The organism is Bernardetia sp. Wsw4-3y2 (genome assembly GCF_037126295.1).
In the GTDB taxonomy this organism is placed as follows: Bacteria; Bacteroidota; Bacteroidia; order Cytophagales; family Bernardetiaceae; genus Bernardetia.
In genome coordinates, this window is sequence record NZ_CP147017.1 from 3479882 (window position 1) to 3506541 (window position 26660).

24 protein-coding genes are annotated in these 26660 nt (G+C 31.2%); 9 read left to right on the top strand and 15 right to left on the bottom strand.

The features are described from left to right. Positions 1-73 precede the first annotated feature (73 nt). The 6 genes from V9L05_RS14135 to V9L05_RS14160 form a co-directional block, all read right to left on the bottom strand. Complete coding sequence (locus V9L05_RS14135) at positions 74-3541, bottom strand: PAS domain S-box protein (RefSeq protein ID WP_338812527.1); 3468 nt, start codon at positions 3539-3541, stop codon at positions 74-76. 81 nt (positions 3542-3622) lie between these two features. Continuing rightward, positions 3623-4411: a GAF domain-containing protein gene (locus tag V9L05_RS14140; protein ID WP_338812528.1), complete on the bottom strand. Its 789-nt coding sequence runs from the start codon at positions 4409-4411 to the stop codon at positions 3623-3625. Between the two features lie 60 nt (positions 4412-4471). Then, positions 4472-5071, bottom strand: a complete 600-nt coding sequence (locus V9L05_RS14145) for a chemotaxis protein CheB (RefSeq protein ID WP_338792594.1) — start codon at positions 5069-5071, stop codon at positions 4472-4474. A gap of 108 nt (positions 5072-5179) precedes the next feature. Next, the gene (locus tag V9L05_RS14150; RefSeq protein WP_338792593.1) at positions 5180-6016 is read right to left on the bottom strand and encodes a protein-glutamate O-methyltransferase CheR; all 837 of its coding nucleotides are present in this window, start codon (positions 6014-6016) and stop codon (positions 5180-5182) included. Between the two features lie 439 nt (positions 6017-6455). Then, positions 6456-7385, bottom strand: a complete 930-nt coding sequence (locus tag V9L05_RS14155; RefSeq protein WP_338812530.1) for an ion transporter — start codon at positions 7383-7385, stop codon at positions 6456-6458. A 72-nt stretch (positions 7386-7457) separates the two neighbouring features. Beyond that, positions 7458-7838 carry a hypothetical protein gene (locus V9L05_RS14160; RefSeq protein ID WP_338812531.1) on the bottom strand — a complete coding sequence of 127 codons (381 nt, stop codon included), beginning with the start codon at positions 7836-7838 and terminating at the stop codon, positions 7458-7460. Between the two features lie 289 nt (positions 7839-8127). On the opposite strand from V9L05_RS14160, the gene V9L05_RS14165 reads away from it, so the two are divergent. Continuing rightward, positions 8128-9294 (top strand): glycosyltransferase, encoded by a 1167-nt coding sequence (locus tag V9L05_RS14165; protein WP_338812532.1) that lies wholly within the window; start codon positions 8128-8130, stop codon positions 9292-9294. An 8-nt stretch (positions 9295-9302) separates the two neighbouring features. Here V9L05_RS14165 and V9L05_RS14170 read toward each other — a convergent pair whose 3' ends face one another. Then, positions 9303-10241 carry an FkbM family methyltransferase gene (locus V9L05_RS14170; protein ID WP_338812533.1) on the bottom strand — a complete coding sequence of 313 codons (939 nt, stop codon included), beginning with the start codon at positions 10239-10241 and terminating at the stop codon, positions 9303-9305. A 347-nt stretch (positions 10242-10588) separates the two neighbouring features. On the opposite strand from V9L05_RS14170, the gene V9L05_RS14175 reads away from it, so the two are divergent. Both V9L05_RS14175 and V9L05_RS14180 read left to right on the top strand, forming a co-directional pair. Next, entirely contained in the window at positions 10589-11590 is a 1002-nt protein-coding gene (locus V9L05_RS14175; RefSeq protein WP_338812534.1) for a hypothetical protein, read from the top strand. 101 nt (positions 11591-11691) lie between these two features. Beyond that, complete coding sequence (locus tag V9L05_RS14180) at positions 11692-12330, top strand: TetR family transcriptional regulator C-terminal domain-containing protein (RefSeq protein ID WP_338812535.1); 639 nt, start codon at positions 11692-11694, stop codon at positions 12328-12330. Between the two features lie 285 nt (positions 12331-12615). Here the strand turns inward: V9L05_RS14180 and V9L05_RS14185 are convergent, their stop codons facing one another. The 4 genes from V9L05_RS14185 to V9L05_RS14200 form a co-directional block, all read right to left on the bottom strand. Next, positions 12616-13464, bottom strand: a complete 849-nt coding sequence (locus V9L05_RS14185) for an Rpn family recombination-promoting nuclease/putative transposase (protein ID WP_338812536.1) — start codon at positions 13462-13464, stop codon at positions 12616-12618. Positions 13465-13704: 240 nt separating this feature from the next. After that, entirely contained in the window at positions 13705-14223 is a 519-nt protein-coding gene (locus V9L05_RS14190; RefSeq protein ID WP_338812538.1) for a DUF2947 family protein, read from the bottom strand. Positions 14224-14356: 133 nt separating this feature from the next. Beyond that, positions 14357-14902: a hypothetical protein gene (locus tag V9L05_RS14195; RefSeq protein ID WP_338812539.1), complete on the bottom strand. Its 546-nt coding sequence runs from the start codon at positions 14900-14902 to the stop codon at positions 14357-14359. A gap of 190 nt (positions 14903-15092) precedes the next feature. After that, positions 15093-16076, bottom strand: a complete 984-nt coding sequence (locus V9L05_RS14200; RefSeq protein ID WP_338812540.1) for a 2-oxoglutarate and iron-dependent oxygenase domain-containing protein — start codon at positions 16074-16076, stop codon at positions 15093-15095. Between the two features lie 173 nt (positions 16077-16249). Here V9L05_RS14200 and V9L05_RS14205 point away from each other — a divergent pair, with 173 nt between their 5' ends. Next, positions 16250-16804 carry a DUF4199 domain-containing protein gene (locus V9L05_RS14205; protein ID WP_338812541.1) on the top strand — a complete coding sequence of 185 codons (555 nt, stop codon included), beginning with the start codon at positions 16250-16252 and terminating at the stop codon, positions 16802-16804. 54 nt (positions 16805-16858) lie between these two features. On the opposite strand, the gene V9L05_RS14210 is transcribed toward V9L05_RS14205, so the two are convergent. Continuing rightward, positions 16859-17545 (bottom strand): ABC transporter ATP-binding protein, encoded by a 687-nt coding sequence (locus V9L05_RS14210; RefSeq protein WP_338792569.1) that lies wholly within the window; start codon positions 17543-17545, stop codon positions 16859-16861. An 84-nt stretch (positions 17546-17629) separates the two neighbouring features. On the opposite strand from V9L05_RS14210, the gene V9L05_RS14215 reads away from it, so the two are divergent. The 4 genes from V9L05_RS14215 to V9L05_RS14230 are packed head-to-tail and all read left to right on the top strand — an operon-like array spanning position 17630 to position 20607. Beyond that, a complete protein-coding gene (locus V9L05_RS14215) occupies positions 17630-18238 on the top strand; it encodes a hypothetical protein (RefSeq protein WP_338812542.1) in 609 nt (202 codons plus the stop codon). A 2-nt stretch (positions 18239-18240) separates the two neighbouring features. Beyond that, entirely contained in the window at positions 18241-19434 is a 1194-nt protein-coding gene (locus tag V9L05_RS14220; protein ID WP_338812543.1) for an ISL3 family transposase, read from the top strand. A 30-nt stretch (positions 19435-19464) separates the two neighbouring features. After that, a complete protein-coding gene (locus V9L05_RS14225) occupies positions 19465-19971 on the top strand; it encodes a hypothetical protein (protein ID WP_338812544.1) in 507 nt (168 codons plus the stop codon). Between the two features lie 39 nt (positions 19972-20010). After that, complete coding sequence (locus tag V9L05_RS14230) at positions 20011-20607, top strand: GNAT family N-acetyltransferase (protein WP_338812545.1); 597 nt, start codon at positions 20011-20013, stop codon at positions 20605-20607. Positions 20608-20801: 194 nt separating this feature from the next. Here V9L05_RS14230 and rlmD read toward each other — a convergent pair whose 3' ends face one another. After that, entirely contained in the window at positions 20802-22217 is a 1416-nt protein-coding gene (gene rlmD / locus V9L05_RS14235; RefSeq protein WP_338812546.1) for a 23S rRNA (uracil(1939)-C(5))-methyltransferase RlmD, read from the bottom strand. A gap of 894 nt (positions 22218-23111) precedes the next feature. On the opposite strand from rlmD, the gene V9L05_RS14240 reads away from it, so the two are divergent. Continuing rightward, complete coding sequence (locus V9L05_RS14240) at positions 23112-24944, top strand: DEAD/DEAH box helicase (RefSeq protein WP_338812547.1); 1833 nt, start codon at positions 23112-23114, stop codon at positions 24942-24944. 243 nt (positions 24945-25187) lie between these two features. On the opposite strand, the gene V9L05_RS14245 is transcribed toward V9L05_RS14240, so the two are convergent. Continuing rightward, positions 25188-25658, bottom strand: a complete 471-nt coding sequence (locus tag V9L05_RS14245) for a hypothetical protein (RefSeq protein ID WP_338812548.1) — start codon at positions 25656-25658, stop codon at positions 25188-25190. Positions 25659-25748: 90 nt separating this feature from the next. Continuing rightward, positions 25749-26606 (bottom strand): hypothetical protein, encoded by an 858-nt coding sequence (locus V9L05_RS14250; protein ID WP_338812549.1) that lies wholly within the window; start codon positions 26604-26606, stop codon positions 25749-25751. Positions 26607-26660: the final 54 nt, after the last annotated feature.

The window sequence follows — 26660 nt, forward strand, 5'->3', positions numbered from 1 at the left end:
AGGCTGATTTAAAATAAATTAAAAAAAGACGTTGATTTTGTTAAAAATATAAATGAACTTCAACGTAAGTTTATTAAAACTTAATACCTATCATCAAAATATCATCGATTTGTTTGCTATTACCCATCCACTTCTCAAAATGAGTTTCGAAGGTAAGGTGCATTTCTTCCATATTTTGTGTTCTGTTTTCTACCAAAATATCTCTAATTTGCTTAGATGAAAACTTTTTATCATCGTCTCCTCCAAATTGATCAGGCAGACCATCAGAGAAAATATAAATTGAATCTCCTTTTGAAATTTTTTGACTATGATTATTAAAATCATCAGACTTGCTATAAATAGCACCTCCACCAATTGGCTTTCTATCACCTTTTATCTGTATTAATTTTCCTTCTTTTGGTAAAATATACAAAGGACGATGCGCTCCAGCAAATTCTACTTTGTTTTGTTTTCTATTAATACGACAAAGAGCGATATCCATACCATCTTTTGTATTTCCTTCAGTATCTTGTCTTAATGTTTGAGCTACTCCTTTATTAAGTCTGTCTAATATTTGAGCTGGAGATAGAACCGTTTGACTAGAACTCAAGATTTCATTTAGAATAAAATAACCAATAAGTGAAATCAAAGCTCCTGGTACTCCATGTCCTGTACAATCAACAGCTGCAATATATACATCATCACCTTTTTGTACATACCAAGGAAAATCTCCACTTACAATATCTCTAGGCTTGTAGAAGATAAATGAATCTGGAAAAATACTTTGCAAATGACGACTTTCAGGCAAGATAGCACCTTGAATACGTCTTGCATAATTGATGCTTTCTGATATTTTACGGTTGGTTTCTCTTACCTCAAACTCAGTTCGTTTGCGTTCGGTAATATCATGAGAAACGACCAAAATAGATTCTAAATAGGCTTGATCATTATATTCTGGAATGGCTGTTGTTTGCATGACACGCTCACCTGCAACCGAATCAATTTCTAATTCTCTAAGAACTTTGTTTCCTGTTCGATTTACTTTTTCTGTAATTTCTTCTATTCTTTTAACAATGGCAATAGGTAATTCCGAACCTCTCATCATTTTATTTGTCAGTGTAGAAGGTTCTAAACCTGTAAGGTTCTTAATAGTTGGATTGATGTAAAAAATCTTTCCTTCTGGATTAATACGCATGATAAGGTCAGGTGAGTTTTCAGATAGTGCTTGCATTTGTCCACGCATACGGGATTCTTGTTCGGCACGTCTTCGCTCTGTAATGTCTCTAGAGTTTATAACGATTCCTCTAATAGCTGGGTCGCTCAAACGGTTTGTTCCTGTGGCTTCTAGCCAAACAGCATCACCATTTTTCTTACGATATTCGTATTGAATGGTAATATTTTCGTCTGGATGTTCCAAAAGGTTTTCAAAAAGTTGTCTAAAAGCATCCTTACTTCCTTCTTGAACATTATCTACGTCATTTGTTCCTATAAGTTCAGACTGCTCATAACCTAAAATAGATTCTATTGAAGGACTTATATAACGTACTTTTCCATTTTTTTCATAAATCGTAATTACCTCTGAGGCATTTTCTAATAGTACCTGCATACGTTTTTGAGTACGATTTACTTCCAAAATTTGCTCTTCTAGTCGTGCATTGGATTTACGGAGTTCTTCTTGTGTCGATTCCATTTCTTCAGCATTTTGACGCAAAACTTCCTGTTGTAATTGAAGTTCTTCACTCATTTGTTGAGATTCTTGAAGAAGAGAAATAGTACGATCGTTTACTTTTATATTAAAAATTGTTCTTGCAATGATGATACTAATCTCACGAACAAAATTTACTTCTGTATCTGTAAATCTTGAAAGACCTGCAAATTCCATCACTCCATATACTTTCTCATCAGTAATTAGAGGGACAATAAGGAGTGCTTTAGGCTTTTGTTCTCCTAAAAGTCCTGAACTAATGGTCATATAGTTATCAGGAATTTCTGTACGAAGGATAATATCTTGCTCAATGGCTGCTTGCCCAACTAGTCCTTCTGCAAAACGAAATGATTTTTTAAGGTATTTTCTTTTGTGATAGGCATAGGTTGCACTTACTTCAATTGTATTTTCTTGTGTAATTTCATCTTCTTCTACAACATAAAAGCTACCCTGAACAGCATTTATTTTTTCTGTGATAAAAGCTATAATTTTTTCTGAAAGAAGTTCAATAGTTTGATATTCACGCAAAATTTGTCCTACTTCTGCAACACCTGATACAATCCAGTTTCTTTGTTTGTCTTTACTATCAGCGTCTTGAATGCTATCTCGCATTGTAATCAAGGCATTACCAAAGGTGTCATTATTTCCCATTGGACGGAAAGAAGCTTTATAGTTTCCTTTTCCAATTTGATAGGCAAAGTCTGCCGTTCGTTTTAGAGCTTGAACCAAATTATTGACAGCTTCTGTCATCTGACCAATCTCATCATTGGTTTCTCTCTTAATTTCTTTTGGTAATTCTCCTTTTGCTACGATTCCTAATACTACTTGTAGCCTTTCAATAGGACGAGTAAGGACAGTAGAAAAACCAAAAGCAAGACCACCAGCTACAATAATAATAACTGCTCCTGTCAATATAAATGCGATAACAAGTCCATTCAGATCACTTTCAACAGCACTTTTGTCTACTTGAGTTACTATTCCCCAACCAACAGGTTCGATATAATTCCATGCTGCAAGAGTTTCAGTTCCTTTATAATCTATTGAAAATCCGTATCCTGTTGTTTTTTCTTTTAAAGCTCTTTCTAAGCCTTCAGCTTTCCCATCTCCTATAATTTTGGGTGTATTGGCTCTCTGTTCCTTCAAGTCATTCAAAAAGGTAAGTGTAGTAGCACTTTTTTGCCTTGCTAAAACAATTTCTCCTGTTTGTCCTAATCCTGTTGTGTCTGCCACTACATCATAAACTACGTCCATATCAAGTTCTGCGATGATATATCCGATAATTAAATAATTTTGTTTAGGGTCATAAATAGGTGCAATAGCTTCCATTCTGCTAGGAGTACCTGAAAGCTCTTTTGCTATTCTTGGTTCATTAAAATAAATACCATCATTGGCATGAGTTAAGAGAACTTGATAACGGTCATATATTCTACCAAAAATGAGATAATCAGCTGCTGGATTGGTTTTATAAATTATTCGCCCATCTTTATTTACCAAAACTAAATTTGGGTAATTATACGTCTTTTGAAAAGGAAGCAAAGAGTCATCTAATTGATTTCTAAGTTTACTTTGTAGTGTGTCTGTGTATTTATTTTCATTAATTGTATTTACACTACGAAGTGATTGTAAGACAGCCGAATATTCTTGAAGTAAACCAACATGAGAACTAATCTGGGAAAAAACACCTTGAATTTCTTTGCTCTTAAGTGTATTGATTACTTTAAGATTTTGCCAATAACGCTGTTCGACAGCTTCTTTACCCCTATTGTATGAAACTAAACTAAGTACCAATGCAGCCATAAGCACCACTGCCAAGAGTAGTGTCGTGATTTTGTTACGAATGCTGAATCGATTGCGCATAGAAATTAATTAAAGGGATTAATTAAAGAGAATAATTAACAGGTTAGATTTATTCTTAAAAGTAAACAATAATTTTAAATTTTATAAATGTTTGGCAACTAAATCAGCCACTTTATCTATGTATTCTTTCTCTGAGTTGGTAAAATCCTTGAATGAAGCGAGTTCAATTACTCCTTTTACAGGATTTTCTTTTATGTCTTTTTTTGTATTGTCTTGTTGAATTGGAACAGCCAAAAGAACAGAAGGTTGGCTTTCTCCTAAACCAGAAAGTACATTTAGATACCCTTTTGGAATATTTTTAATATATGTTTTTTGTGCTATTTTAGCTACTTGTCCAGCAATTCCTTCTCCAAATTCATAAAATAATGTGTGACTATCAGGCAAAGCAAAGGCATAAGCAGCTACGAGTTCAATTTTTCTTGAGTCTGTTTCTATATGAGCTATATAAAATGCTCCTGAAACAGCTTCTAATTCATTGCAAATATGTCTAAGAATATCATTTGCAGACTGTGATTTATTAGGGTTTTTGAGAATATTTGATAAAATGATTCTTTCGTTATTCCAATCTGAAGTTTTTGTGGTTATTTCTGATTCTTGTGTGTCTTCATTTACATATCTATCTACATATATAATATCTCCTTGTGCTTGCTTGCGTTGCCATTGTACATAAAAAGCAACCATTAGAATAAGTCCTAATAACAGTTCTGAAAGGATAAAAGCCATCAAAAAGTTACTGTTTTCATCTGAAATTCCTGCTCCTGAAATTGTTTCACTTAATCTAAGTAATAAAAATCCAGATACAAAAATACCAATGGCATATATTCCTACAGCCAAACCAAACCAAATGCTATTTTGAAAGAATTTTTTCATTTATTCTTAAAAATTTTAATTCCTTTTACACTCTTAAAGAGCATGCTACATTTTTTGTGTTTATTGTTGATAGATTTTATTTAGTTTCAATAAAAAACTTATAATTTCATCTACCTTTAATTCATAATCAATATCTACGATATTTTTTGCAGCCAATGGCATTGCATTAATCATACTTTCTTCAATATCTTGAATAATAGTAAGACCTTTTCTATATTTTATTTTTTGCATTCCTGCTGCACCATCTTTATTTGCTCCTGAAAGTAAAATACCTATAAGTTTGTCACGATAGACATAAGCAGCCGACTCAAAAGTAATATCTATTGCAGGACGAGAGTTGTTTATTAAATCTTCTGTGTTTAGAGATACAGAATTTCCTAATTCTACTGCCATGTGATAGTTAGCTGGAGCTAAATAAACAAGTCCTTTTTTAATACTTTCTTTGTCCATGGGTTCAATGATTTCTTTCTGACTTTTTATAGAAAGAGCTTCTACAAAACCATGACGTACATGTTTGAGCCGATGCAAACACAGAAATATAGGCAATGGAAACTCACGAGGAATAGAAGAAAGAATCTGAACCATAGGCTGAAAACTTCCTGCTGAACCTCCAATTACGATTGCCTTGTACTTATTTGTAATATGTGTTTCTTTTACCATTTAGCTCAAAATTAGCTTGCTAGTAGCTTAAAAAAGAATAGTTAAATATTTTTATACAAAATGAAATGTATAATTTAGAAATCAGATTATTGAAAATAAAGAAATAGATTAATCTTTAATTTTCTTATAAATTTTCTCTTCATTATTGACAACAATGAATTTATGTGCAATATCACACCAAATTAAAGATTCCTTTGAGCCAATTACCAAATATCCATATTTGAATAAACTCTCATGCAAACGGTGTAACACCTGATTTTGTAGAGTTTGATTAAAATAAATCATTACATTTCTACACAAAACTAAATCAAACTTTGAAAAAACACTTCCTTGTACCAAATCGTGTTTGCGATACGATACATTTTCTAAAAGAGACTTATTAATTACAGCTTCTGAACCGACTTCTGTATAATATTTTTCTAAAGAATATTTACCTTGATAACGCAAATAATTCTTACGGTTTACCTCCATGTGTTTTAGAGGATAACGCCCTTCTTTTGCTTTTGCAATAATAGAACGGTCAATATCTGTCGCTACAATTTTAGCCTTATCCAAAATTCCCATCTCATCTAAAACAATAGACATAGAAACAATTTCTTCTCCTGACGAGCAGCCTGCATGCCAAATGCTTATTTTGTTATGATTGAGCATAATGTTAGGAATGATATGCTCACGTAAGACACGCCAAAAAGTAGGGTCACGAAACATTTCAGTAACATTTACAGTCAATTCAGAAACAAACTCCTCAAAAAATCCTTCTTTTGTATTTAAAATATGAATTAGTTCGTCGACAGTTTGAAGTTTATACAAGTCAAGCATACGCTTAATACGTCTTCGAAAAGACGACATAGCATAATCTTTAAAGTTATAATCAAATTTATCTTTGATGAAAGTCGTCAGTTTGCGTAGTTCGGCTATTTCTATTTCGCCCATATTTGCAGACATAAGGGAAGTTTTAAGTTATTATCTCATTTCTTGAAAAACTAGTTAATGCTAGTTTTAAGGTTTATTAGGCAAAGTACATGCTTCTTTTAAACTTTACAAGTCTAAGTTAGCATTTTTTATCAATTATCTAAGTAAATTATTGATAATATGTAAATTAAGTTAGATGAATGAGTTTTTTGAGAGGATAGAATCTTTAATAGTGAGATAAGAGAAAGTAGAGAATTTAGGTTTCTGATGCTTTCCATATTTTTTGTTTGTTCCAATAATTTTTCCAGTATCTTGCAATAACTTCTTTTAGTAGCTCTTCTATATTTGGTTCAAGTGTTTTGATTTTTTGTAAGTGTGTCTGACCAATATTTTATTTTATCTTCTTGGCTTACTGTTTTGTATTCTTCTTTATTCATTGTGAAACTTATATCAAAAATCCATTGAAATATTTTCAACTTATTTCAGGCAATTTCCCTCCACAGTGAGGACAATAACAAAGATGTGTAGAATGAGTAGTAGAGTTTTCTGATTCTTCTTTTTCTATTTCTCCATTTCGTTCTTTTAGTTCTTGTAAAAGCTGTTTTTCGATTTGTTCTTTTGCTTCTTTTTCAGCTTTTTTGCGTTCTTCTACTTTTTCTAAAAAACCAGCACTCAAAATACTGGTGGGAAGTGCAACCACGCCAATTCCGATAAGAGCAGTTGCTCCATTTAGTATTTTCCCTAGCATCGTTACAGGGACAACATCGCCATAACCTACCGTAGTGAGCGTAACAACAGCCCACCAAAGCGTAGCAATAATATTAGGAAACCCTTCAGGGTTGGTTTCATGTTCTACATAATACATCAATGTTGAAGAGACTAAAAGTAAAATCAATGCAAAAAACACAGTTGTTACAAGTTCTTCCCCTTTTTCTTTTAAGACATCTGAAACGAGGTTTAAGGCACGAGAATAACGGTTGAGTTTAAAGACACGTAAGAGTCGAAGTAATCGCATCATTCTCAAAAGACGTAGGTCTTCTACTCCCAAAAAGGGTAAATAAAACGGCAGAATGGCTAGTAAATCTATGAGCGCAATAAAAGAAAAAATATATTTTAGATAGGCTTTCCAAGTAGAGAGGTGAGGATATTTGAGAGGTGCAGTCCAAAGGCGAAGTAAATATTCTATCGTAAAAATAGCAATAGAAAAAAATTCGAAAAAATCAAAAAAGACTTTATAATCTTTTCCTCCAATTTTTGTCGAATGGGACTCCCAAATAGTAGAAATGACACTTAAAAGAACTAGTATAATTATGAAATAGTCAAAATAAACACTTTTTTTATCGTGTTTTTCACCACGTTCTATAATAGTGTAAATTCGTATTCTGAAAGTAGAGTAATTCATAAATTAGTTTCTAAAATGAGTAAAATGCAGAAATAATTTAGACTATTCCTGCATTTTGCAAATACAATAAGTTTAGTTTTCGTCCATTGGTCTTACAAAAAAAATAGAATCAGAAGCTGAAATAACTTCATACTTCAATTTTTGTACTTTTTCATCTTGTTTTTTGTCTATGTCTTCTTGAACAATTTCTAAGATAATATCTAAAATAGGTTTGCCTTTTTGAGTATAAAAGTTCCATTTTCCTCGTTGAGATATATAGCCATCTGTTGGTGCAATGGCTTGTTTTGTAAGTGTTCCATCTTCTTCAAATCTCCATCCTTCACGCCCACGAGCAGGAGGAAATTCATAGGTTTCTGGTCGGTAGGCTTGTGTGCCATCTTTATCGTCTTCGAAAGAACGAATCCAAGTAACACCAACAACTTTTTTCATAATATCTTCAGTCTGGCAAGCCATTAATAAAAAAGCAAATAGGGAAAATGTAAATAATACGCTTAATTTTGTGAGGAATTTCATATAAAAAATTAGATTTTAGATTTTGAAGTTAGAATGAATAACGAATTTATAATTTAATTGTGAAAAATTTAGAATAATTAAAGCATTTTGTTTTTGTGTAAGTTTACTATTAACAATTCACCATTAATCATTTATAATTATCTTGAAGCCTGCTCATATTCTTATACCGACATTTTTTTCATTTAGAGATGCACTAATGCAAACTTATACCTTGCCTTACGTCAAAATTATGAAAAAATATTTACCAAAAGATAGTAAAATATATTTAATGACATTAGAACAACCTCATTTCAAAATGAGTGAGGAGCAAAAAAATGACGTAAAACAACATCTTCAAAACGAATTTGATATTCATTTGTTAGATTTTCCGTATTATCCTTTCGGAACTCGTGCTATGCTCAACTGGATAAGAATAATTAGTACCTTAGTAAAAACAATATATGCAAAAAATATACGATTTATACATCCTTTTTGTGTAACAGCAGGAGCAGGTGGGTTTATTTTATCCAAAATAACAGGAAAAAAACTAATTATTGATAGTTTTGAACCTCACGCAGAAACGATGCTAGAAAGTAATACTTGGACAAAAAATAGTCGTGCTTTTCAAATTCTTTGGAACTTAGAGAAAATGGAAGCAAAACATGCTTCTGCTTTTATTCCTTGTGTCAATGAAATGCAAAACTATGCTGCAACTAGATATGGAGTGGATGTTTCCAAGCGTTGTTTGGAGTCAAAACCTGCTTGTGTAGATTTGAATTTATTTGATTTTAATAAAAGAAAAGACCCAAAACTTTTGGAAGAGCTAGGATTGAAAGATAAAATAGTAAGTGTCTATGCAGGAAAGTTTGGAAGCTCATACTTAGAAAAAGAAATCTTTGATTTTTGGAAAGTCTGTCATAATTATTGGGGAGATAAATTTAGAGTATTAATCCTTACTTCTCACAAAGAAGAGGAAATAAATTTGTATTGCAAAGTGAGTGGTTTGGATAGAAATATCGTTACTACACAATTTGTTTTTCATGAGCATATCCCAGCTTATATTGGTTTGGGAGATTTTGGAGTTACGCCATTTAAGCCTGCTGCTTCAAAACGCTATGGAACACCCATAAAAACAGGTGAATACTGGTCTATGGGGCTTCCTGTTGTTATTACACCAAATATTTCAGATGATTCGCAGACAATAGAAAAATATAAAATTGGTTCTATTATGAATGAATTTACTGAAAAAGAATACTTACGAATTGCAGAAGAAATAAATGAACTATTGATTCATAAACAAGAAACAGACTTACATCAAAAGATAAGAGGAGTTGCAGAAAAATATAGAGGTTTTCAAATTGCTCATCGTGTTTATGAAAGTTTGTATGGTGAAAATGGGCAGGCTTGGAAATTCTGAAAAATTAATTATTCAAATAAGCTTGATTCCAAAGCTGGATGTTCAGAGTTAATTGCCAAAAAGTTTACATACGTTGATTGAATAAAATCATTTTTACTTAAAGGTTTTTTAGATATGTTTTGTAGTTGATGAATTTGATAATTAATACTATCAAATTGGTCAAACAATTGTTTTTTTTCTTCTTCCTTTATACACTCAAAAGTAATGATAATAGGATTATTTTGTAATAGATTTTTTGCACCTTCAATTACATTTATTTCGAAACCTTCTGTATCTATCTTTATAAAATCAGGTATACTATTTTTTGATTTAGTATAATTATCTAGCGTAATTACATCTATCTCAATACTTTTTACTTTTTCGAAAGTATTAATCGTAGAGGCATATTCTTTTGTAATACTTCCTAGCCAAGTGTCTTTTTCTGGAAAAATAAGCGTTTCTCTACTTTCTTTATCTCCTACAGCTACTTTTTCTAAATTATAACTTAAATTATTGATAGTTGCCATTTTGTCGAAGCTATCATAACAAGCTGGATTAGGTTCAAATGTAATAGTAGGAATTCCGTTTGCCAAAAACAATATAGAGTGGGTTCCATAATTAGCACCTACATCAAAAACAAGTTTGGGTTTGTACTCTGATAATATAAGTTTTTTATAAAATTCTTTTACTTCAATATCATGACCAACAATAGAAACAGCTGTGTCCCAATCTAACCACATTGACTTTGATTGTAGAGGTACTTTTACAGTAGCATTTGCAAACTTTACTGACCAAGTAGTATCTAAAGATTCAGATAAACTAGTAGAATTATCTCTAAACATTTTGGCATAAGAAGTGTGAAATACTTCTTTTTCGTTATTATCTAAGTCAGAATAAAATGAATTAAGTTTTTTCAAAGACTTCTCCTTTAAAATCATTTGTTTGATTTTATTTTCAGAAAATTTCATACTTGATGGAAATTTTCTTATTACTTTCATTAAAAACTCTTTTGAGGTCATTTCTTTTATTTTTTTAGACACGAAAAATTATTTTGTAAAGATAAATAGCTTTAACAATATTCCAATTAAAACAGGAAAAAAAATGTTAAACACAAGAAAAGTAACAAGAAATTGTTGCTTTTTTTGATATATAATTAGATATAATTTTCTCTTATCTTAGATTATTTTATGGATAAATTATCTTTTGAGCATCAATAAAATAAAGAGGAATGAGTCTGTATTATTTTTTGCAGCATTTATCCCTTGCTCTTCGTTTGTTTTAAGATTAAAGTGTATTCAAAAAAACTGAAAGTAAAATGAAAATACAGATACCAAAGCCGTGTCATGAAGACTTGAATACTATGAGTCCAGCAGAAAGAGGGCTTTTTTGTGGTTCTTGTCAGAAAGTAGTTATTGATTTTTCGTCTATGACAGATGCTGAAATTGTTGATTATTTCAAAAAAATAGGAAGTCAAAAAACGTGTGGTTTATTCTCTACAACACAAGTAAACCGAACATTACAACCTCAAAAAGAAAAAACAGAAACTCCAAGACGAAGATTTTTCTTTAAAGAATTGGCAGCAGCTTCAGTTGCTTTTTTTATAACTTCTACAACTGCCAAATCACAAAATGACACAACACAAGTAGAATACAATCAAAAGATTGAAACGGATTCATTAGAAAGTATAGCTCCTCCTTTTGCTATCAATGGAAAAGTAGTTAATGGAAATGAGGTTTTATCAGAAGCTATCATTTCTATAAAAGGCACAGAACATAAAACAACTTCTTTAGAAAATGGAATTTTTTCATTTCTGATTCCTCAAGATACTCTTCAACAGCAAGATAGTATTATTTTAGTAGCAGAGTATGAAGGTCTTGAAGCAAAGGAGTTTGAAATTTCTGCTAGTATTCATCAATCTATTTTAATTAATTTTGAGAAAGAAAAAGAATTGCCTTTAGAAAAAATTAACGAAAAACAAGAAGAGAAGAAAAGCAGATATGGACTTTCTAGATTTAATGAGGAAGGAAAGAGAATCATTTATTATATTGAAACACCCATAACAAGAGAAGAGGATGCTATATACATCCAAATATATGGAAATGTAATGCCTAAATCTGAATTTCCTGTAAACAAACTTGTTAACTATGTCAGTTGGTTTTTAAATCCAATTAAAAAAGAAATATTTCCAGTAAATATTAAAACACAAGACACAAATAATCAATCAAAGACAGCTTTAATACCTCATATTTCAAAGTGGTACACAAGAGGTAGATTGTATCAAAGCCTTAAAGATTTGATGAGAAGGACATTTGTTTAATTGAATAAAAAGAACAAAAAAATTATCAAAACCATTCTATGACAATGTTCGTTTAGATTACATTAGATTTAAAATTAAACCAAAAAAATAGTTTATTATAAATGGAAAATACCACCACAGCAAAACAGCAAATCAAAAACGCATTTATTCAATATATCAGACAACATGGAAAAGCTCCTGCAACGCCTTATAACCTAATGGCAGAGCTAGGAGAAGATGAAAAATATTTTTATGATAATTATTCTAGCTTCAATAATATAGAACAAGAAATTTGGGGAGAATATCTCACAGAAACTGTTCAGCGTTTGCGTTCTGAATCCGTTTATGCAGAATATATGGTGCGTGAAAAGTTACTTGCCTTTTATTTTACGTTGGTAGAAGTCTTGAAAGAAAATCGCAGTTTTGTAACTAATGAACTTAGCGCAAGAAATGGAGGGTTTAGAAGAAAAATTTTGGCAGACTTCAAAAATGGTTTTTATGAATATATAAATGTTCTTTTAGAAGAAGGAATGGATACAGGAGAAGTAGAACAACGTATGTTTGTAGGAAGCAAATATGATAAACTTCTTTGGGCAGAAACTGAATTTTTGATTCGTTTTTGGGTAAAAGATGATAGCAAAAACTTTGAAAGAACTGACGCAGCCGTAGAAAAAACAGTCAATTTTGCAATGGATTTGATTGGCAGAAATATAGCTGATTCTGCTTTTGATTTCGTGAAATTTTTGTTTCAACGTAAATAAAAATACTTTATTGAACACAGAGTTACAGAGAACACAGAGGAATACGAATTTCTTTTTAACCACAGAGTTTGAAGAGTTAAAGGAGAATTGTAAATTTCCTTTTTTTGTAGGGAAAACGCCTTGCCTTTTCCTGTTATACAGTCTTTTGAATTTGATATAATTGCATAAAAAAGGAATTTGAGTAAAATCAAATTCCTTTTTTTGTTGATTATGTTCGGTTTTCTGCAAAAATGATTGTGTTTATTTATTTCTCAAAAGTTTCTGTCAAAATGTTATGCACAGTTTTTACTCTTTTGTGTCATTTCGTAACTCCTCCACTTGTTCAAGAGTTAAGCCTGTGTGTTTTGCTATTTCTTCGTCAGAAAGCACAGTTCGGAATAAACTTTTGGCAATCTCAATAGCTTTTTCTTGTTTAGCCGTATAAGTTACACTATTTTCAATACGTCTATTTTCTTGAAAACGGTCATACATTTTCTTTTCTTCTTCGCTCAAACTTTCATACTGTAACTTTTCTTTTGCCTTGTCTAAACCCTTTGCCTTAAAATCGTCTTTAACCTCACTATTTTTGAGAAAATAAAACCATTCATCAAGTGTATCCTTAGCTATATCATTAAAGTTATTTACTTTTAAAATGTAATATTTTGGAAAAATATCTGACACTTTAGCTACACCGTAATTTTGAACTTGCATAGCTGTTGGAAGCAAAATATCGTTGTTGTGTAAGCCAATAAACTCCCCTTTATATTGATAGACGTAATCTTTTCCTTGCCCTAAGCCAAAATAAACAATATTGATAGAATAGATTTTTTTGATAGTTCCGTAGGGTTCGCCTTCTTTTATATATTCAGTTACTAATTTAGAAACTCCATACAACATACGATGGAAATAATCTACTTCAGAATCATTTTGCACTTCTACTAACATCAACTCATTTTTATCTGATTTTACTAAAATACCAACACGGTTGTATTTATCGTACTCATCTTGTTTATTTCCTTCACTCTCCAAAATGCTTTCGATAGTTACATCAAAACGTAATAATTCAGATAAAAACCCCTCCAAAATACCAAAATTGGCTTTATGGCGAAGTCGTTTTTTCATTGCCCAGTCAAAACGAATTAGTTTTTTGCCCATATTAGTTTTTTGTTTTTTTGTAAAGATACAAAAAACAAAAAAGCAAGTCCTTGTTCTTAGGACTTGCTTTGAGAAGTTTTATTTATCTGATAGGAAAAAAGACTAATTGAATAAAAAATACAAAAACCACGGCTACAAGCCGAATACATATAAATCACTCGTTAAAAACGAGCGATAGCCTGTGGATAACCTGTGGTTTTACGAGCGACAGCAGGGGTTCTGTTTACTGTGTTGTTATTATTACCAAATAAAGTCATTATCGGCAAATGTTTCACTTGGTTTAAAGTCCTTGTTAGTTCCAAAATAAATTTCGTCCTCGTGATAAAATAGTAATGCCCAAGTCAAACTTTGGTCAATTATTGTTAAATCATCTGCGTAATAAAAACTGTCAAAATATTTTATTAAAAGTTTCCAAGGAACAATAATCGCATCTGTCGGTTGATAAGAAAGAAAAACGTATTTATCAAAAGGAAGTCCTCTTTGATAAAGCCATTTCTTAATTTCTTTTTCGTTGCCTTCTAAAATTTCTGCCTTGTCAATCGTCCGAAAGAAGTCTTTTTTAAATGGTGTGTCATTGTGCAAATTTGTTTTTGCTATATAGTCCCACAAAAATTTAGCAGCTTCGTTGTCTAATGGCTTTAATTGGTCAAGATGTTGGTCGGGCAACTTGTCATATTTTTCTTCTGTAAAACGCCATTTCAGTCTAAAGTCGTCCATCGGAATTACGTGTTCAAATATGTTGTCAAAGTTTATATTCATTTGTTGTTATGTCATCTTTTACTTATCTATAACTAAACGTAAAAGTTTGTGTCCAAACGTTAAGCTCATTTTTTCCTAAGATTACTGCTAACTTATTAATAAACGCAACTGCGTTCAAGTAATTGTATGCTTTTTAATTTGCCATATTTACATCTGTTATGATATGATTTGCTTCATTTTTTATCAGACGAACAAGTACTCTATCACCACTTCCGATAGAATCAATACCAACTCTAATTCGATAAGTAACAGAGTCTAACTCTTCAATAAATTCATAAGCAGTATATGTGTTACCTGTTAATATACTTTTTTCTTTTTTTGGATTCATTTGTTGATTTAATAGCGCAATGCCATAGTGCATTTCTGCATTCTTTAAATCACTATCCGTCCTAAAAACAATAGTACTATCATTCGTTCTTTCTAAGAGAAGAAAATAGTTAATTGAGTCTTTTACTTCTAAAAATTTATATCCTTCGTTTATTGTTGGGTGTTTGGGAAAAACTTTATCAATAAACTTCAAATTTTGACTGGTAGAATTATCTTGAATGATAGAATTAGAAATGCTATCAGTCTTTTTATTTTCAGTAGTAGATGTAGATTTATTATCATCACTTGCAACTTCATTACAACCTAAAATTATAGTCAAGAATAAAATAATAATGCTAAAATTTCTAATCATGATATTTTAATTGTATAGGTTACTTCACAAATTTCTAGTAAAAAAAGTACCATTCTTAAAATGCTTTTAGTTAAAATTACGTTTTTCTGACAGAGTTTGTAATAAATGGCAAATGAAATTTTATGTTATGTATTTCATTTACCATTCATCATTCTCTCTTCTCTCGCCCCTAATCCCTCGTTCCAAATGACTACGCTTTTTTCAAACCTAATTCTATCAAACGCTCATTCAAAAACTCTCCTGCTGTGATGTCTTCAAATTGTTTTGGATTTTGAGCATCAATACAATTATCCAAACACGTCAAATCCATTTCTGAACGTGGGTGCATAAAAAATGGAATCGAATAACGAGAAGTATTCATTTTGTCTTTTGGAGGATTAACCACTCTGTGAATAGTTGATTTGAGTTTGTTGTTTGTCAAACGAGAAAGCATATCGCCAACATTTACAACTACTTGCTCAGGAAGCGCAGTAATCGGAATCCATTTATCATCACGACGCAAAACTTGCAAACCGTCAGCACTTGCACCCATCAGCAGCGTAATCAAATTGATGTCGCCATGAGCAGCAGCACGAACAGCATCAGGAGCTAATTCTTCTGGATTCGGAATTGGAAAATAATGGATTGCTCTCAAAATACTATTTCCATTATGAATTTTATTATCAAAATAATGTTCTTCTAAACCCAAATACAAAGCAGCAGCTTGTAAAAGTTCTTTACCCGAATTTTCTAACGTTTGATAGGCGTGAGTTGTATATTTTTCAAACTCAGGAGTTTCTTTTGGAAAAATATTATCAGGATATTCCATCAAAGCTGAATCAGTAGCTTTGTCTTTTTCTTCAAAAATTTGTCCGACGTGATAAAATTCTTTCAAGTCAGGCGTTTTGAAACCCTTTGCAGTTTCTCTTCCTTTACTGATATAGCCACGCTGACCTGCAAGTTCAAGATTTTCATATTTGCGTTTGGTATCTTCTTCTAACTGGAAAAAATCCTGTACAGAACTGTACAATTTATCTCTGTCATTATCAGCCAAACCGTGATTTTTTACGGCTACAAAACCAATATTTTCCCACGCTTTGCCAAGTTCTTGTACAAATTTTGCTTTGCGCTCTCCACCTGCTCTAAAGTCTGCCAAATCTACCGACGGAACTTCATCATATAAAATATCGCTCATAGTATTTTTTTGTTTATTGATTTAAAAGGAAATTTTTAGTAAAATAATGAAATCTTTGTGCATTTTCAAAATTGAAAAAATATAAAAAACATTTCAATAAATAAGGAAACCAACTAAAGGATGCGTATTTTTGCAACTTCTATCAGAATCTATCATCCGTATTTATATAAAAAATGAAAAATCCTTTTTGGAAATATGCTTTTTTAACGGCTGCAACAATGGCTGTTGGCGTGCTTTTACTTAATGTTACTCTTCATTTGCTTGGCAAAAATCCATTTAGAGAAGCTGAGTTTATGTTTATGCCGATTTACTTTGGACTTCTAGTGTGGGGGATGTTTCGTTACAGAAGAGAAATTATGAAAGGCTATTTAGAAGGCTGGCGAGCAATTAGTTTTGGTCTTTTGGCTAATTTTGTAGCTATTGTTTTGTATTGTGGACTTTTATATGGTTTTCTTCGTACTGTTCCTGAGGCTTTAGAAAAACATCAAATTGAAGTAGATGCTTATAATATAGCTCTAAAAGAAGGAGCAAAAGCGCACATGGAAGAATCAGAAGAATTAAGTGGGTTGCTTTTAGAAGCCTCAAAAAAGAATGAGCGAATTACACCTGCTGTAATGGCAATAGATAAATTCTTCAAAATGGGAACTATTGGTTTTGTAATTGTAATGGTAGCTGGTCTTTTTATGATGAAGAGAAAACCAGAGAATGAAATTGTGAATGGTAAATGATTAATTGTGAATGGTACTATTTAAAGAATTATGTATTCATTTATCACTTATAATTTACAATTCACCATTTAAGAGTTTTCCATCATTTAACTGTATTACATTATCAATAATTGGATGATTTTTTAGCCATTCGTCATGAGTGGTTAGAATTATTGTTTGTCCGTTTGCTTTTAGTTTTTCAAAAACCTCAAAAACTTCTATTGCATTTTTTCGGTCTAAATGCGAAGTAGGTTCGTCAGCAAAAAGAATGGCAGGTTTTCGGATTAATGCTCTTGCAATGGCTGTGCGTTGGAGTTCGCCACCTGAAAGAATATCTATTTTTTGATTTAATTTATGCGAAATTTGAGCTAAAGTAGCAGCTTCTTTACTCATTGTTTCCATTTTTTTGGAAGAATAATTTAAAGGAAGCAGAGGAAGGATAATATTTTGCTCCACGCTAAGTCCTTGAATAAGATTGAAATGTTGGAATACGATTCCTATATGTTCTCTTCTAAATTGCGTCAAAAATTTCTCTGACCAGTGCGAAACATTTTCCTCCAAACAAATATAACTCCCCGAAGTAGGCTTTGTAAGTCCTGCCAAAATACTAATCAGAGTAGTTTTTCCAGAACCTGATGAGCCTTTCAAAAGCGTACAACTTCCTTTTTTGATAGACAACGAAATATCAGACAAAGCGACAAATTCATTGCTTTTTCCTTTATTGAATATTTTATTGAGATTTTGGGTTTGGAGAGCGAGCATTTTTATTTTTATCTTGTAATGTGATAGTTCTAATTTATGTTTTTTAATTGTAAATTAGCTGCTCACAAAAATACTCTTTAATTCATGAACAAAATAATATACTTCTTTTTTTTCTTTTTGATTTTTAGCTGTAAATCATCTTCGCCACCTCCTTTACCTCACGAAATAAAAAGACCTTTATCAGTTTGGGAATTAGAAACAAAAAATCTAATTGATAATAAATTATCAGAATCTACTAGATTGATTGTACAAAAAATGACAGCATATAATATAATTACAAGCTCTCATATTTCATATAGTGCAATACCTTCGGAACAATGGAAAAATTTTGAAGAGTTGAAAAAACAAGCAAGTAGTGAAGAATTAATTTTGCTTATGGATTATCCAAACTCAAGTGTTAAAGGTTATACTTTTTTATGCTTGTTAGAGAGAAAAGAGCTTGATGTTTATCCTATCCTAAAAAAACATTATTATGATACTAATTTGGTTACTATGCAGGAGGGTTGCATAATTTATAGAGATAGAATAGGAAATTTTTTTGTAGAAAATTCTATTGCTAGTAAGCGAATTAAAGAAAATGAAGTAGATTCTCTAAAGAAAATTGCTTTATATGACAAAAAATACCAAATGAGCTATAAAAATGAATGGTTGTCTGACAATTTTTGTGGAAACACAAAAAGTATTTATATTTAGCAATGGAAAATTTAGAATTATATGAACACTTACTCAATTTGTCTTCTGTAAAAGTAGAAGCTGTTGAATTGACAAAAGACAAAGTTACTATTTCTTGTAAATTATCAACGAGTTCTTGTATTTGTCCTACTTGTGGTCAAGTTAGTTCTCAAGTTCATCAGAGTTATAAACGCATTGTTCGTGATTTAAATTTAATTTCAAGAGAGGTTTATTTATCCATAAAAATACGTCAATTTTACTGTAAAACCTGTACTAGTTATTTTACTGAGTCACTTGATTTTGCAGATGCGAATAAATCTCATACTCATCGTCAAGAAGATTTTATGTTTATGGTGGCTCGGAAACAAAGCTATTCAGAAAGTGCAGTCATTTTAAATGTTCATCCTAAAACGGTTGAGCGTACAGTTTTGTCTCTTTGTAAAGAACGAGTTGATTTAGCCCAACGTTATGCTCAAGTAAAACGTTTAGGAATTGATGAACAAAGCCATAGAAAAGGTAAGAAAGATTATCTATGTGTTTTAACAGATTTAGATAGAGGAACACTAGTAGATATACTAAAAAGTCGCAAAAAAGAAGATTTGATTGCTCATTTTGAGTCGTTAGGTAGTTCCTTCTGTGAGCAAATTACAGATGTTTCTTGTGATTATTGGAGAGGTTATATTAGTGTAGCTCAACACTGTTTTCCTAGTGCAACTATCGTTTTAGATAGATTTCATGTGACTAACTTACTCAATAGTTGTGTTGATAAATTTCGTAAACTGCTCAGAAAGTCAGAAACTGATAACCTAAATTATCGCCGTTTAAAGTGGATTTTATATAAACAATATCATAACTTATCAGACAAGGAATTAATTAACTTACAACTTTGTTTTGAAGATTGTCCCTTGTTAAAAGAAGTCTATTGGAAAAGAGAACAGTTTCATCATATTCTTGATAATAACCAAAAAATAGAAATAGTACTACAAAAAATAGAGGAATGGGTAGGAAGTATGAATGAGGAGCTGAAAAACATCTTTAAATCGTTTACAAATACTTTAAATAGTACAATGGAATATGTAGCCAATTATGTCAAAAATTCATTATCAAATGCTGTAACAGAGGGATTAAATAATCTAATTAGAAGTATAAGAAGAGTCGCATTCGGAATGCCTAACTTTGAGCATCTAAGATGGAGAGCATTAGCTATTTCAAACTAAAACACAAAAATTGTCAGACAACCAAATGAATTGCTTATTCAAATAGAACCTAATGAAACAGATTATGAAAGAATAAGAGAAATTGCTATAGTAGAAAGAAATCCTATTGCTGTTTTAGCTTTATCAAAATATAAACAAGACCAAGACAAAGAACTTATAAAAAGTCTTATCAATAATGAACAAACAAGGTATTTTGGTATTCGTTGTGTAATACATTTTCCAGATACTGAATTTTTTCCTCTTTTAGAATCTTATCATGATGAAGAAATAAAAAAAAGAACAGATTTTAGTTATACTACATACAGAGTTTTGTATAAAGCGATTGTTCAATATCAAAATCAAGAATCTATTTATTTATTGAAAAAAACGCTTACAAAAGCTACAAATAGTGCAAGTGAGTATCATAAAAAATACATTTGGATAGCATTAACTAAATATCCTAACTCAATTTACAATGAAATTTTCAATCAACTAGATGCTGAAATAAAACAAGATTCTCTATCTGAATTATATTTGCAAGAAATAGAAATAGACTAATTTGTTCCTGTAAATCATCAATCATACAAAATTACTAAAATGAAAAAATGGCTTTCTCCTGTTACTTTAGAAGGAAATTTAGTAAAATTGATTCCTCTTTCACTTTCTCATAAAAACGCTCTTTTAGAGGCTACATCTGATGGAGAATTATGGAATTTATGGTTTACAAGTGTTCCTTCTCAAGAAAGAATTGATGATTATTTGGCTTTTGCTTTTTCAGAACAAGAAGCTAATAGAGCTTTGCCTTTTGCTATCATTGATAAAAAAACAGGAAAAATAATTGGTTCTACTCGTTTTTGTAATGTTGTAGAATCTAATAAAAGAGTAGAAATTGGTTATACGTGGTACTCAAAAAGCTATCAAAGAACAGGAATAAATACCGAATGCAAATATTTATTGTTGCAATATGCTTTTGAAAAATTAGAATGTATTGCTGTGGAGTTTCGCACAAGTTGGCACAACCAAGCATCAAGAAAAGCAATAGCAAGACTAGGCGCAAAACAAGATGGGATTTTGAGAAATCATCAAATTGATTCAAATGGAATATTAAGAGATACAGTTGTTTTTTCGATTATCAATATTGAATGGCAAGGTGTGAAAAAACTATTGGACTTTGAGATGAGTAGGAAAAGGTAACAATTAGAATCTAAACTCTAACTAGACATGCTGTTATATAAGTAAATGAGTAGAATTAAATATAACTAAAAATACAGTAACTTATTGGTAAATGATTTATATGATTTTGTATTATCCTGTAATTATCATAGTAATCATATAAATCACTCGCTAATCATTTTATTACTTATATTTAATTCTGTTCAAGGACTTATTTACTTCAATTCCAACAAAACCACATTTTCCACATGATGTGTCTGTGGAAACATATCAACAGGTTGAATGGCTTTTACAGCATATTTTTCATCCAAAAGCTGCAAATCTCGTGCTTGTGTAGCTGGATTACAACTCACATAAACAATGCGTTTTGCTCCAATTCTCAAAAGCATATTGATTACATCTGGGTGCATTCCTGCTCGTGGTGGGTCGGTCAAAATTACATCTGGACGAGCGTGTTTATTCAAAAACTCTTCATTCAAAACATCTTTCATGTCACCTGCATAAAAAAGTGTATTATCAATTCCATTTAATTTAGAATTGATTTTTGCATCTTCAATGGCTGGTTCAATGTATTCTACTCCAATTACTTGTTTGGCTTGTTTGGCTACAAAGTTTGCTATTGTTCCTGTTCCTGTATAAAGGTCATAAACGACTTCATCGCCTGTAAGCTGTGCAAAATCTCTAGTAATTTTGTATAAATTATACGCTTGAATAGAGTTAGTTTGATAGAATGATTTAGCTTGAATTCTGAATTCTAATCCTTCCATTGTTTCAGTGATATAATCTTTTCCAGCGAAACAAACAATATCCAAATCTTGGAAAGTATCATTTCTCTTTGTGTTTACAACATATTGCAAAGATGTAATCTCAGGAAAAGAGGTCTTTATAAATTGTATTAACTTTTCTACTTCTTCATTAAATGCTGTAACTTGTAACATAACCATCAAATCTGATGTTGTTTGAGAATTTCGAATCATCAAATTTCTCAACAGACCTTCAAAAGCCATTACATTATAAAATTCTAAATCATGTTCTCTAGCATATTTATTGACTGCCAAACGAATAGAATTTGAAGGCTCGGCTTGTAGATAACATTCGTTCAGATCTACCAATTTGTCATAACGACCTGGAATATGAAAACCCAAAGCACGATTATCAAAATCTTGTCCTGTTGCTATTTGTTCGCTAGTTAGCCAACGACGAGAAGAAAATGTAAATTCCAATTTATTTCTATAAAACCTAGTGTTTTCCGATGCTAAAATAGGTGTTATTTTTGGTAATTCGATTTTTGCAAGACGTTCTAAATTATCTTTTACCTGTTTTTCTTTATAAAAAAGCTGTCTTTCATAGCTCAAATGTTGCCATTTACAACCTCCACAAATCCCAAAGTGCTGACAAAAAGGTTCTACTCTTTCATCAGAATAAGAATGAAATTTTACAACTGTACCTTCCCAATAACTTTTTCGTTGCTTTGTGATTCGTAAATCCACCACATCTTTAGGAACTACTCCTGTAACAAAAACAACTCTTCCTTCTGCTTCTTCTGGTCTTGCAATACATTTTCCTTCTGCTCCTGCATCAAGAATGACAACGTTTTCTATAATTCGATTTTTATTTTTTCTTCTTCCCATATTTACTATTCTGATAATATTTTACTTGTATTGCATCAAAGCTCACAGTATATTTTTGCTATTTTGATTGTTTTTAATTTCAATGTACAAAGTTAGGAAAAATAAAATAGCTGTATTAAAGTTTTTCATTCAAAAAGTCAAGAAACAATTTATTTTACTCAGCCTACTTCCCTTCTTAGCTTTGTTAGTCTTATGACACCAATAAAAAATAAATTCTCAAAATAATAACTAGAAATAGTCTCAAGAAATTAGGTTGGTAAAAAAATAATTCTTACCTTTGCAACTCGTTAAAGAAAGCCATAGGAAAAAGCCTAAGCTACTGCGTTTAATTAAGTTTTAATTAATAAAAAATATTATAAGATTTATAATACAATTATTAAAGTTTGAAACTTAACTATTGAAATATAGAAAACTTTGATTTAAAAGTACATATCAAAAAATCAGAATTAATTCTAATTTGTTTATGTACCTCTTTTCTGTTCACTACACAAGAAGTCTTTGTTGAGTTAGCTTGCGTTGCGAAAATTAATTTAATTAGTAAATAATTAGGCTGATTTTCAAATCACAAAATAAACCGTTCAACGCCTCCCACAAAAGCTTCTCACTTAGCACAAACCTCAAAGTCATCTAGGTTTCGTCTTTTTGCTCTTATCAACACTTGATACAATACCGTATTTGTTTAATTTACTAAAAAATAGACTATAACAAATTTGAAATAAAATTCTGCATACATACTATGTAGTTTTTATTCAATGCTTTTTGTTTTTTATTAGATTAGTTCTGCAAATAGCCTTTGTTTATCCAAATTGATACACACTCTGACCGTCTGCTTATCGTTTTTTTAAGTTGCTTTCTAAAAATTATTTTATACATATAATTTATTATATTTTCTATATGGAAAAGACAACAGAAAAAACAATTGAATCAACAGAAGTAACATTGAAATTTACAGACATGAATTTGTCTGACGAAGTAAAACGTGCTGTTGAATCTATGGGATTTGAATCTCCATCACCTATTCAAGCAGAAGCAATTCCTCATTTATTGGAAGGAAGAGATGTAATTGGACAAGCACAAACAGGAACAGGTAAAACAGCTGCATTTGGTATTCCTCTTATTGAAAGAATCATCAAAGCAAATGAAAACAGCGAATTTGATAGAAATTCAAGATTACCAAAAGGAATTATTTTATGTCCTACTCGTGAACTTGCTGTTCAGGTAGCAGGAGAATTAGAAAAATTAGCAAAATACCGTAAAGATATTTTTGTAACAGCTATTTATGGAGGCGAATCTATTGAAAAACAAATTCGTAATCTTAAAAGAGGTGTTCAAATCGTAGTAGGAACTCCAGGTCGTACAATTGACCATATCAAAAGAGGAACTTTAAAGCTAGAAGAAATTACAAACATAATTTTGGATGAAGCTGATGAGATGCTTAATATGGGATTCAAAGAAGATATTGAATTGATTTTAGAGCAAATCACAACTGAACACCAAACAGTTTTGTTTTCTGCTACAATGCCAAAACCAATTCTTCAAATTGCTAAAAAATACCAAAACAATCCAGAAATTGTAAAGGTAATTAGCAAAGAATTGACAAGTGATAATATCGAACAATCATTCTTACCAATTAATCCGAATTATAAAACTGATGTTTTAGTTCGTTTGTTGGCTTACAATGGTTGGGAATCAATGCTTATTTTCTGTAACACAAAACAGAGAACAGATGAAGTAGCTGAAACACTTATTCAAAAAGGATATGCAGCAGAGGCATTACACGGAGATTTAGCGCAACACCAACGTAACTTGGTAATGAATAAATTTCGTCATGGTCGTGTTCAGATTTTGGTAGCAACAGATGTAGCTGCTCGTGGAATTGATGTTGATAATGTAGAGGCAGTTATTAATTATGATGTGCCTTTAGACCCTGAGTATTATGTTCACCGTATTGGTCGTACAGGTCGTGCAGGAAATAAAGGTGTTTCGATTACATTTATTTCTGGTCGTAGAGAAGTATACCGTCTGAATGATATTGAGCGTTATTCTAAGTCTAAAATTTCTCAAGGAACAATTCCTACTCAACAAGAAGTTTTGGCTAAGAAGCAATTACGTTTTATGGAAAACTTGAAAGCAACTATCAATGATGAGAAAAAAGCTGAAGAATTAGAAGGCTTTACTGCTCTTATTGAGATGCTAGAAATAGAAGGAATCACTCCAAAACAAGTAGCTGCTGCTGTTTTGAGTCTTCAAATTTCAAATAAACCTACTGACCGTCTTTCAGAAGCTGATATTTTTGACAGTGGAGACAGAAGAAGAGATGGACGTGGTGGAAGAAATGACAGAGGTGGACGTGATAGAGGTGGACGTAACGACCGTAGAGGTGGTGGACGTGATAGAGGAAGTCGCAATTCTTCTCGTCGTGATGACAGAGGTGGAAGTCGTGACCGTAACGATAGAGGAAGCCGTCCTTCTTACAAAGACCGTGGCGACCGTGCTGATATGGTTCGTTTGCGTATTGACTTGGGTGCAACTGAAAATGTACGTAAAGGCGATATCTTAGGAGCAATTGCAGGAGAAACAGGAATGCGTGGCGATAAAATCGGTGCTATTCGTGTAAATGAAAAAGAATCTTTTGTAGAAGTACCACAATCTGACGTTGATAACATCATCAGAGTAATGAACAAATCTAAAATCAAAGGTAAAAAAGTAGAGTTTGAAAAAGCTTAGTAACAATTACGAATTAAAAATTACGGTTTTAACTTGCTAATTATTAATTAATTAACAAATAAAAAGTAGCAGTTTATTTAATTCTTATTCCTTTAGATACTATATTTAAAAATCCATTTTTCTAAATTTATTTTTAGGGAAATGGATTTTTTGTTTTTTAAATGTAAAACAAAAAAAATAAGTGAGACAAAAAGATGTATCACTTATTTAAAGTTTTTTTCAAATAGAATAGACTTTGGCTAATTATTCAGCTTGAATACTTTTCATAATATTGAGAGCTGCATCAGCATTATTATGAACAATCGTAACAATAAAGTTAAGTTCGCCATTTGGGTCTAACATACAAGCAAAAAAAGTAGGCACTCCTTCAATTTCACCTTCTGCATACAAACCAGAAAAACCATTGAACTCAATCGCATCAGCATCTTCCACATCCATTCCAGATGCAGCAGCCATTTCGATAAGAGCTTCTTTCAAGTTGTCTTCTGTAAGACTTGCATCATTAATTGGATAAATTCCAAAAAGATGAATTTGAGCGTTATCAGATTTTCCTTCAAATTTTTCATCTGTATTTGCAGTTTCTGAAAAACCAGCAGGAACAGTGAAAGAAAGACCATAACTTTCCCAAGTGTAATCAGTTTGTGCTTGTGCAGCATCGAAAACAAACAGAGAAAGTATAAAAAATACAGCCGTAGAAAAAACGTTTTTTGACATAAATTTAATAAAATTAAAAGATTAAAGCACCTTGTTTTTTTACTCAAATTATATGCTAATTTTTTCATAAAATAGAGTTATGCACATTATTTATTTTTTAGAGTTCATCTTCCATTCTTCTTGGGCAGTTTTTGAAATGATTATGAGGGCTAGAAATAGAAAACTGAACCCGAATATAGTTATAGAAATTATTTCTAACCAATTAATACTGCCTCCCTCTGCTTGGGTCATAGCAACAATATATACATTGAGGCTAAAATAAAGTAATTCTCCAAAAATAAAACAACCCAAACAAACTAAAGCTACAATCCAACTCATTACTCTAGGAAATTTCCATAAAAGACCAGCAACTCCAAGTAGTATAAAACCCCAAAAAGTAAGTCCTAGTCCTTCATTGAATGAAACATCAAGTTCTGTTTGAGTGGAAAGAGTAATAATTCCTATTCCTATACTTATAAAAGCAAATGAAAAGATTCTATGTATTCTTAAAAAATAAGGTTTTTCTTCTGTTTTGTCTTGATTGTTTTCTTCAAATTTGTCTAAAATAGTGTCATTATTCTGTATCAATAAACGAGGTTCAGAAAAACTGGAATGCTGACTGAAAGAAATAAGGAAAACAAAAATAGTAAAAAACAGAGTGAGAGTTACAATAGAATGTGTGCTAAGCCAGTTTGTTTTCAAAACCACACAAATAGAAAATAAGATAATGAAATAAAAAGCATTTATTATTATTGCTCTTTTATAAAAAATGCTTATCAAAACACCTACAAAAAAAGGAAGTAGAGTAAAAAACGATAGCATTTCGTGTTGAGAAAAATCTATACTAATCAAATCTATATTGAAGTTTTTGATTTGTCGCTTTACTGTAAAATCAACAATATAAAATAACAAACAACCTACACAAAAGTAACACCCTAAAACTAAGTTCCTAAAAGCAGTTGATTTCATAATTTATTTAATTTATATCGTGATATTTTTAGTGCAAACCTAATTAAATCTAAT

Coding starts and splice junctions, on each gene's coding strand:
- V9L05_RS14135 (WP_338812527.1), bottom strand. CDS start 3,541: ATGCGCAATCGATTCAGCATTCGTAACAAAATCACGACACTACTCTTG.
- V9L05_RS14140 (WP_338812528.1), bottom strand. CDS start 4,411: ATGAAAAAATTCTTTCAAAATAGCATTTGGTTTGGTTTGGCTGTAGGA.
- V9L05_RS14145 (WP_338792594.1), bottom strand. CDS start 5,071: ATGGTAAAAGAAACACATATTACAAATAAGTACAAGGCAATCGTAATT.
- V9L05_RS14150 (WP_338792593.1), bottom strand. CDS start 6,016: ATGTCTGCAAATATGGGCGAAATAGAAATAGCCGAACTACGCAAACTG.
- V9L05_RS14155 (WP_338812530.1), bottom strand. CDS start 7,385: ATGAATTACTCTACTTTCAGAATACGAATTTACACTATTATAGAACGT.
- V9L05_RS14160 (WP_338812531.1), bottom strand. CDS start 7,838: ATGGCTTGCCAGACTGAAGATATTATGAAAAAAGTTGTTGGTGTTACT.
- V9L05_RS14165 (WP_338812532.1), top strand. CDS start 8,128: ATGAAAAAATATTTACCAAAAGATAGTAAAATATATTTAATGACATTA.
- V9L05_RS14170 (WP_338812533.1), bottom strand. CDS start 10,241: ATGAAATTTTCTGAAAATAAAATCAAACAAATGATTTTAAAGGAGAAG.
- V9L05_RS14175 (WP_338812534.1), top strand. CDS start 10,589: ATGAAAATACAGATACCAAAGCCGTGTCATGAAGACTTGAATACTATG.
- V9L05_RS14180 (WP_338812535.1), top strand. CDS start 11,692: ATGGAAAATACCACCACAGCAAAACAGCAAATCAAAAACGCATTTATT.
- V9L05_RS14185 (WP_338812536.1), bottom strand. CDS start 13,464: ATGGGCAAAAAACTAATTCGTTTTGACTGGGCAATGAAAAAACGACTT.
- V9L05_RS14190 (WP_338812538.1), bottom strand. CDS start 14,223: ATGAATATAAACTTTGACAACATATTTGAACACGTAATTCCGATGGAC.
- V9L05_RS14195 (WP_338812539.1), bottom strand. CDS start 14,902: ATGATTAGAAATTTTAGCATTATTATTTTATTCTTGACTATAATTTTA.
- V9L05_RS14200 (WP_338812540.1), bottom strand. CDS start 16,076: ATGAGCGATATTTTATATGATGAAGTTCCGTCGGTAGATTTGGCAGAC.
- V9L05_RS14205 (WP_338812541.1), top strand. CDS start 16,250: ATGAAAAATCCTTTTTGGAAATATGCTTTTTTAACGGCTGCAACAATG.
- V9L05_RS14210 (WP_338792569.1), bottom strand. CDS start 17,545: ATGCTCGCTCTCCAAACCCAAAATCTCAATAAAATATTCAATAAAGGA.
- V9L05_RS14215 (WP_338812542.1), top strand. CDS start 17,630: ATGAACAAAATAATATACTTCTTTTTTTTCTTTTTGATTTTTAGCTGT.
- V9L05_RS14220 (WP_338812543.1), top strand. CDS start 18,241: ATGGAAAATTTAGAATTATATGAACACTTACTCAATTTGTCTTCTGTA.
- V9L05_RS14230 (WP_338812545.1), top strand. CDS start 20,011: ATGAAAAAATGGCTTTCTCCTGTTACTTTAGAAGGAAATTTAGTAAAA.
- rlmD (WP_338812546.1), bottom strand. CDS start 22,217: ATGGGAAGAAGAAAAAATAAAAATCGAATTATAGAAAACGTTGTCATT.
- V9L05_RS14240 (WP_338812547.1), top strand. CDS start 23,112: ATGGAAAAGACAACAGAAAAAACAATTGAATCAACAGAAGTAACATTG.
- V9L05_RS14245 (WP_338812548.1), bottom strand. CDS start 25,658: ATGTCAAAAAACGTTTTTTCTACGGCTGTATTTTTTATACTTTCTCTG.
- V9L05_RS14250 (WP_338812549.1), bottom strand. CDS start 26,606: ATGAAATCAACTGCTTTTAGGAACTTAGTTTTAGGGTGTTACTTTTGT.